Origin of the sequence: Marinifilum sp. D737, assembly GCF_026672275.1 — a bacterium.
In the GTDB taxonomy this organism is placed as follows: Bacteria; Bacteroidota; Bacteroidia; order Bacteroidales; family Marinifilaceae; genus Marinifilum.
The window spans coordinates 25,635-32,844 of record NZ_JANQCD010000044.1; the positions used below are offsets into that span (position 1 = coordinate 25,635).

At 33.3% G+C, this 7,210-nt stretch carries 8 protein-coding genes; 4 read left to right on the plus strand and 4 right to left on the minus strand.

Annotation, left to right across the window (positions count from 1 at the left end):
• Positions 1–27 precede the first annotated feature (27 nt).
• The 3 genes from NQ163_RS18375 to NQ163_RS18385 form a co-directional block, all read right to left on the minus strand.
• Positions 28–441 carry a hypothetical protein gene (locus NQ163_RS18375; RefSeq protein WP_268191795.1) on the minus strand — a complete coding sequence of 138 codons (414 nt, stop codon included), beginning with the start codon at positions 439–441 and terminating at the stop codon, positions 28–30.
• 136 nt (positions 442–577) lie between these two features.
• Positions 578–1,237 carry an acetyltransferase gene (locus NQ163_RS18380; protein ID WP_268191796.1) on the minus strand — a complete coding sequence of 220 codons (660 nt, stop codon included), beginning with the start codon at positions 1,235–1,237 and terminating at the stop codon, positions 578–580.
• Positions 1,238–1,454: 217 nt separating this feature from the next.
• On the minus strand, positions 1,455–1,754 hold the full coding sequence (locus NQ163_RS18385) for a hypothetical protein (protein ID WP_120240071.1): 300 nt from the start codon (positions 1,752–1,754) through the stop codon (positions 1,455–1,457).
• 563 nt (positions 1,755–2,317) lie between these two features.
• Here NQ163_RS18385 and NQ163_RS18390 point away from each other — a divergent pair.
• Together NQ163_RS18390 and NQ163_RS18395 are read left to right on the plus strand one after the other, a co-directional pair.
• Positions 2,318–3,082, plus strand: coding sequence for a hypothetical protein (locus tag NQ163_RS18390; RefSeq protein WP_268191797.1), 765 nt, complete (start codon positions 2,318–2,320; stop codon positions 3,080–3,082).
• A 107-nt stretch (positions 3,083–3,189) separates the two neighbouring features.
• A complete protein-coding gene (locus tag NQ163_RS18395) occupies positions 3,190–4,020 on the plus strand; it encodes a thioredoxin family protein (protein ID WP_268191798.1) in 831 nt (276 codons plus the stop codon).
• 129 nt (positions 4,021–4,149) lie between these two features.
• Here the strand turns inward: NQ163_RS18395 and NQ163_RS18400 are convergent, their stop codons facing one another.
• Positions 4,150–4,749 (minus strand): T9SS C-terminal target domain-containing protein, encoded by a 600-nt coding sequence (locus tag NQ163_RS18400; protein ID WP_268191799.1) that lies wholly within the window; start codon positions 4,747–4,749, stop codon positions 4,150–4,152.
• A gap of 589 nt (positions 4,750–5,338) precedes the next feature.
• Here NQ163_RS18400 and NQ163_RS18405 point away from each other — a divergent pair.
• Together NQ163_RS18405 and NQ163_RS18410 are read left to right on the plus strand one after the other, a co-directional pair.
• Entirely contained in the window at positions 5,339–6,337 is a 999-nt protein-coding gene (locus tag NQ163_RS18405) for a TIM barrel protein (protein WP_268191800.1), read from the plus strand.
• A gap of 264 nt (positions 6,338–6,601) precedes the next feature.
• Complete coding sequence (locus tag NQ163_RS18410; RefSeq protein ID WP_110361798.1) at positions 6,602–6,961, plus strand: group I truncated hemoglobin; 360 nt, start codon at positions 6,602–6,604, stop codon at positions 6,959–6,961.
• Positions 6,962–7,210: the final 249 nt, after the last annotated feature.

Genomic DNA, 7,210 nt, shown 5'->3' on the forward strand with positions numbered 1-7,210 from the left:
ACTTTAATAAGTTGTTGAATTTAAGCCTTAGGCTAAGAATGAACTGGGCGGACCTCTCCTGTGAGGAATGAACCTGAGTGGTTCAGGAGTTAATTTTTGATTGCGTAATTTAAAGCTTTGAAGCCTTTGAGTTTCTTCACAATCCAACTGAATGTTATCCGACTGCAAAAATACCTTGTAGGCATTATCTTTCTGTACTCTATTATGAGTTAGAATACAACATGTTTCAGCATTTGCTTCATGAGAATGATTCCAATGAATACCATTGTGTTGGTGTGTATTGGCAGCATGTCCATGATGATGAACCTGAATTACTGAAACATGATGGTAATCATCAATTTGTTGTAGATGATGATTATGAGGAATAATATCATGAGCCAACAATACCAGCATTGGTATTATCATCGTTAAGCACAAAATATAACTTTTCAAATTCCTCATTTACGAAAATGTTTGCGACAAATATAAATTTTCAAAAATAAAAATACAATACCTATATCATATGATTATAATTTCGTTAACAAAAAATCCATGAAAAATGCTTCATGGATTTAGTTGAAATAAAATTATTTAGCTCCTAATACAATTCATGGCTAATTTTTCCTTCGAGCTTTTTAGCAGGATTTCCTACATAAACTCCCCATTCTTCGGTTTTTTGTTTTGTTAAGCTGGCACCCATAGCAAGTAAAGTGCCTTGTGCCAAGTGCGAATAATCGCGGATGGTTGCATTAACGCCAAAAAAACAATGCGACTCTATGGTGCAGTGTCCCGACATTACAACATGCGATGTGAAAAATACATGATCTTTTATCACACCATGATGTCCAATGTGATTGCCACTCCAAAGTACTACGTTATTGCCAATTTTCGTGAAAGGCTGTAAAGTGTTATCCTCAAGAATAAAACAGTTTTCGCCTATTTCGTTACCACATACCGTCGCCTTGGAGCTGATGTATGAGATGTATTCATAGCCTTTTTCTTTTCCCGCAAGGTATACTTTCTCTCTTAGCTGATTCATGTTCCGTCCTGTCATAGGAGCAAACAATTTGTATTGGCTTGGCGGATATTTATCTTCCAAATTCTCGAAAGCAACCACTGGCAGTCCTTTAAAGGTATCTTCTTTAAGATATTCTTGATTTACTGTGAAGGCAACTACTTCGTGCTCACTATCGTTCTCCAGATACCAATGAGCCAATTCGGCGGTATCCAATATTCCGAAAATAATAACTTTAGCCATGATGAAATTTGTTTTAGGTGAATGATTCTGGTGTTTTGTGATAACATACAATAGTTGTGAATATTGTAGATTATTTTGTTATCCTATTTAAATTACTGAATATCACAATGCAAAACAAATTTGATTTTGTATGATTAGGAATAGGTACTTGGAAAAACGTAAATAAAAAAAGGTCGCAGATAAACCTGCGACCTTTTACTTTTCCTTGTATGTAAGCTTACGATTCTTTGCTACATTCTTTTTTGCAATCACTTTTGCATTCTGTTTTTGCTTCTGCCTTGTGATGATCACACTCTCCTGAGCATTTCTTTTCTGTAGTTTCTGCAGTGGCTTCAGTTTTTGTACCATGTGCACAACCTGTACATTCACCTTTGCATTCTTCTTTTTTCTCAGCAACTACTTCAGTTTTTTCTTTTGAACAACAAGATTTTTCTGATGTAGCTTCTTTTTTAGTTTTGTTTCCACAAGAGCTTAGTACGAATCCGCAGATTGCGATTGCAAATAATAGTTTTTTCATTTTTCTGATCTATTTAATAAATAATAAATTCCCCATTGTTTAACGAAGCGTGAATATATCTGTTATTTGCGGGTTTTGCAAGCTCAACAAAAAACAGATTTGTTAAAAAAGTATTAACACATTTCTCTTTATGATTTCTTTTTGCCAAAAGAAAAGACAATAAATATATAAAATAAATCAACTTAAAAGCTTGACATATAAATATAAAAATGCTAAATTGGTGTATTGCATAATAAAAAGAGATGCGTTAAGTGCATCATGAATCTTAAAGAAAATATTTGTTTTTTCTGTAAAACTGGGGAAAGTAGGAAGAGGTAATGCGTAAGTAAGAAGAAGGAACGAGAAAGTAGAAAGAAGTAATGCGTAAGTAAGAAAAAGGAACAAGAAAGTAGAAAGAAGTAATGCGTAAGTAAGAAAAAGGAATCGATTTGTAGTAAGAAGGAATGAGTAAGTAGGAGAAATGAATTGTGAAGTTGAGATTTATTAAAGAGGGGGAAGAGGCAAATTTTTAAAAGAAGAATTGTTCAACCAACGAAATAATAATAATCAAACAAAAAAAAGTCATGGGAACTTATTTTAAATTCAGAAGAGAAGAATTACCAGTTGTAGGCGATTTATTATTAAGCTTATTGCAACGAGATCGAGTAAAATTTGAAGAATACTCACCAAAATACAATGATGAATTCATCGCTTCTGTTAGTGCTCAAATCCATAAGGTGCAGGATTTAACTACCACCCAATCCCTAAGCGGGGAAATCAAAACCATAACAAGCGATTTGTATCAAAGTATGGACGATTTGGTTCCAAAGCTAAACCGATTGGCCAGCTATGTGCAATCTGCAAACAAATCACTTGTTATTAAGTATGCCGACTTTGGCATTCGTGAAGCCAAAAAGGATTTAAGAAAAAGAAATGTAGAAGCTTATTGTGCACAACAAAAGGTAATAGAGCAGAATATTGCTAAAAATATCGATCAGCTTAAAGCAGAAGGTTACAAGGAAGACTTAGGTCTTGAAATTAAAAACGACACCAAGGCCATTTATGAGAAAAATCTATTGCAAGAGAATAAAATAAGGGAACGCAAAGAGCATGTAAACAATAATCTTAGTGAATTCGATACACTTTGGACAATGATGTCGGATATTTCGAGAATAGGAAAAATAGTTATGGCTCTCGATAAGCAAAAAGCCGATGAGTACATGTTTACCAATATCATTAAAAAAGTAAGAAATATTTCTGTAAAGAAGACTCCAGTTGTAATAGCTCCTCCGGTTGTTTCTAAGCCAGAAAAAGAAAACGAAGAGCCTCAAATGGAAAATGTTGAGTAGTTAAATAAAATTCAAAAAATAATTAAGAGACTTTAATTCGGTTTAAGGTCTCTTTCTTATTCTGTTTGAGAAAACAGAGTTAATAAAGTAACTAAATCACAAAACAAATGAGAGAATTAAAAAAGTTAAGCTTGATTTCAATTTGCCTGTTAATTGGTTTTATTGCAAATGGACAAATTCAATGGATGGATTCCTTTGAAGACGCGATGGTAATTGCTAAAGCACAGAACAAATTAATTATCGTGGACTGTTGGGCCAATTGGTGTGGTCCGTGTAAGAAAATGGATGAAGATGTATGGGAAAAAGAGAGCATGAAAGAATATGCTGATAAGTTCGTGTTTGTTAAGTTAGATTTAAGTTCTAGTTTTTCTAATCGATATTTCCAAGTAGATGCTATTCCAAAAATCTTTGTTGCTGATGCGTGGAACAATCAGTTTGAATCCAAGACGGGATATAAGCCTCTTAATACAATGAAGAATTTACTTAAGGCTTACAGTTTTTCTTTGGAAGATATTTATAAATCAACAACAGAATTTAAGGAGGATGATGAAAATATTGATAAGGCATTGCAATTAGCAATGTGTTATCAGGAAAAGAGTACAGTGGTTGAGCATGATGCTAAAAAATCTCTTAAATATAAAAGCCGAATGTGTTTTAAGCAGACTGAGAAATTGTTGAAAAAATCGAAGAATAAGGATTTATCGCAAAAAGTACTGATATTATCTTGCTTAAATAAAAGTGGTAAGAAAGCTTTAAAAGTTTTAACTTCTTGTAAGCCGAGCAATGAAGAGAATGAAAATTTGAAAGCAGCTCTACTCACGAGAATTTATTTGTCTCTCGAACAAGTTGATAATGCTAAAGCGCAATATGCAAAAATAAAAGACTTGCAACTTCCGTATTATGATTTTATTGCATCGGAAAGAAAACAGTTGCAGTAAGTCAATAGATATTGAGCTTTGAGATTTTAGGGAATAAAAAAATAAGTGTATCTCTAACATGAAAGGGATACACTTATTAAAAAATTGTGATTCACTAGAATCATCTGGTCACACGACCCACATTGCTCATTACTTTCTGAAGGCATAATTGTATTCTTTGTTGTTCGAAACTAAACGTACTTTGTACTCTCCTTCAGGTAATGCAGTAACATTAAACTTCTTTGAAAAAGTTGGAGCTGAAGTATATGACTCTTCGAAAACTTCATTGCCTAATTCATCAGTAATTGAAAGGTTGAAAGTATCATTTTCAAAAGAAAGGTAGCTCACAAACAAATTGTTGTCTTGAGATCTGAATAAAGTTTTTTCAGCAACTTCTTTGGCAGCTGTAACTTTAAGTTTTTTACCTTCAATAATGAATTCTTTTTCAACATTTTCTTCTGCACCACTTAGTACAATCTTGTAAATACCATCTTCTAAGTAAGAAAAGTCAAATAGTTTCTGATCGGTAGTTGCACGATTTACTTTTTTAGAGTAGTATAGGTTTCCTTCTCTATCGTAAATCTTCATTTTTAGTGCCGATTCAGAAGGGTTAATGATAGAAACGATAGATAAATCTGTATCCAAATATGGATTGATTTTGATGTTACCAGTGGCAAAAGCTGAACTTGCACCCAAGAATAGTAATGCTCCCAATACGATTCCTTTTAGATTTACATTTTTTGTTTTCATACAAATAAAATTTAATAATTAAAAGTTAAATAAATCAGCTCTTGATTTTTCTCTCATGCTGACATTGTAAATCTATAGATTATTGATAGAAATGATCTAAATAAAATCCTCGAAAAGTAAAGAAATAACAAAAAAATGAACTTATAACGGTTTCGGAAACTCCCGAAATTGTTTGCGTTACACAGATTTAATAAAGAATTTTATCATTATTAACGTGATTTGACCATTTTGAATGTTTATGATAACGTTTACGAAATTTTCGAAAAAGGGGCAAAACGTCATTTTTTGGACTGTGCTCCTAAAAAAGTGATCAAAATTGATAGAAAAACCTACTTCGAAAATGCTCATTTGGATCATTAAAATTGTAAGCTCGACTCTTTTTGAAAAATATTTTAGGCTGAAACTACTCACAGATTAATATATTTTACCAATCCTTTTGATTGCTTATTGGTATTGAACTATTTTTGATGCAAAATTTTAGACAATACCGATTTGTATTTAATTGATCGATAACTTCACTCTGATCCTTATTTCTCTTTAAATATCTATCGGCATAACACCTGAATCATTTTAAAATTAAAATGGTATTATGAGCTACCAAAACTTAATAGACTTTTCAGTTCATCCTTCCGATGTGGATCGATTCGATAACAAATGGGAGGGATTAAAAGAATATATCAATACACAAGAATTAGATGGAGTAGAGTTATTAATAGGATATGATCACCCATCTGATGAAATCCCTAAAGAAGTAGTAAAATCAATTCATTTGCCTTTTTGGGTAACATGGTTGGATGTTTGGCGAAAAGGAGAGGAAGCTGCAAAATATTATTTCCCGGATGTAAATAATGATTACTTGCAATTTTGTTGTGGAGGTAAGAATGCATCAGAAATGGTACAAACGCAAAAAAAGTTGTGGGAGAATGCCAGCCTGTTTAATCCGGCTCATGCAGTGATTCATGCGGCCCATGTTGAGTTGGATCATGCCTTTTCTCGCGATTTTACGTATAAAAATACCGAAGTGAGTTCTAATTTGGCAGAGATGCTAAACCGTACGGCACAGGAATTTACCGATGGAGAACCTCCGGTTACATTGGCAATTGAAAACCTGTGGTGGCCAGGTTTGGATCTTCTATTCCCTGCTGAGGTAGATGATTTTGCAGGAAGGTTAGAGTTTGGCAATTGGAATATTTTGTTGGATACCGGGCATTTAATGAATACCAACCCGACGCTGCGTTGCGAGGATGAGGCCATCGATTTTGTTTTGGATAGAATATCAAGACTATCGAAAGATGTACAAGACAAAATTAAAAGTTTACACCTTAATTGCAGTTTGTCGGGAGAATATCAGTTAAAGCAATTGCAAAATGGTTTTCCTCAGGATTGGGAACAACTAACCCATCGTGAAAAATATTCAGCAGCCCGTAATCATGTTTTGCAAATCGATCAGCATTTGCCTTTTCGAACCGAACGTGTGAAAGAAATTATAGCAGAAGTTCAACCAGAGATTGTGGTTCATGAGTTCATTACAAAAGATATGGATGAATTTACAAGCAAATTGGAAGTACAGCGAAGCAATTTGAAATAAATAAAGGATTGAATTTGTCCTGCTATCCATAAAATAGCTCAAATCGGAAATCCTATTGATTGGATGTAGTTTGCTTCTATCCTAATTAATACAGTAAGAAAAAGGCTTGATAAAGGATTTACCTGTAGCATGTTTTCATTGTTATTTAGATTGTAAATGTGTTGTTGTGATTGATATTCAGTGGGTTTAGCTTGTTTAATTAATTGACATTGCAGCTAATTCTCCGTAAATTCTTGTTTATTTTATAATTAGGAGGATTTAAAAATGGAGTTATCACTTTACGAAAGACTGGGAGGTAGTGAAGGAATTACAAAAATAGCTAGTGATGCCTTAGATTTACATCTAAAACATCCTGCTATTGCAACGCGTTATTCAAAGAGCAACATCCCTGAATTAAAAAAAGCAGCAGCTAACTTTTTTATTATGGGAACCGGAGGTCCTAATGTTTATGAGGGCAAGGACATGTTAACGACTCATAAAGGAATGAATATTAGCGATGTGGAATTTAATGCTGTTATTGACGACATATTGCAAGCGCTCGAAATGAATAATGTTGGGCAAAAAGAGAAAGAAGAAGTTCTTTTTGTTCTTTATAGCATGAAAAAAGAAATTGTGGCAGTATGACACCATACTGATTGTATTTTAAGTAAGAGATTAGATCCACCTTGGTTTGATCTCTTTTTTTTTCTGAAAGTCTTCAAAATCTTAATGAATAACGGTACTCTGTACCTTAATATTCGTAAAATTATCAAGTTATCTATAAATGTCAAGGTGCTCTGCACCTAGGTAATACTCAATTCAAATTCATCAGAAAAGCAGCAGAGCTGCGTAAGATTTATAGTTTGATCATCTAAGAGTCTACTTAGGTACAGA

Coding starts and splice junctions, on each gene's coding strand:
- NQ163_RS18375 (WP_268191795.1), bottom strand. CDS start 441: ATGAGGAATTTGAAAAGTTATATTTTGTGCTTAACGATGATAATACCA.
- NQ163_RS18380 (WP_268191796.1), bottom strand. CDS start 1,237: ATGGCTAAAGTTATTATTTTCGGAATATTGGATACCGCCGAATTGGCT.
- NQ163_RS18385 (WP_120240071.1), bottom strand. CDS start 1,754: ATGAAAAAACTATTATTTGCAATCGCAATCTGCGGATTCGTACTAAGC.
- NQ163_RS18390 (WP_268191797.1), top strand. CDS start 2,318: ATGGGAACTTATTTTAAATTCAGAAGAGAAGAATTACCAGTTGTAGGC.
- NQ163_RS18395 (WP_268191798.1), top strand. CDS start 3,190: ATGAGAGAATTAAAAAAGTTAAGCTTGATTTCAATTTGCCTGTTAATT.
- NQ163_RS18400 (WP_268191799.1), bottom strand. CDS start 4,749: ATGAAAACAAAAAATGTAAATCTAAAAGGAATCGTATTGGGAGCATTA.
- NQ163_RS18405 (WP_268191800.1), top strand. CDS start 5,339: ATGAGCTACCAAAACTTAATAGACTTTTCAGTTCATCCTTCCGATGTG.
- NQ163_RS18410 (WP_110361798.1), top strand. CDS start 6,602: ATGGAGTTATCACTTTACGAAAGACTGGGAGGTAGTGAAGGAATTACA.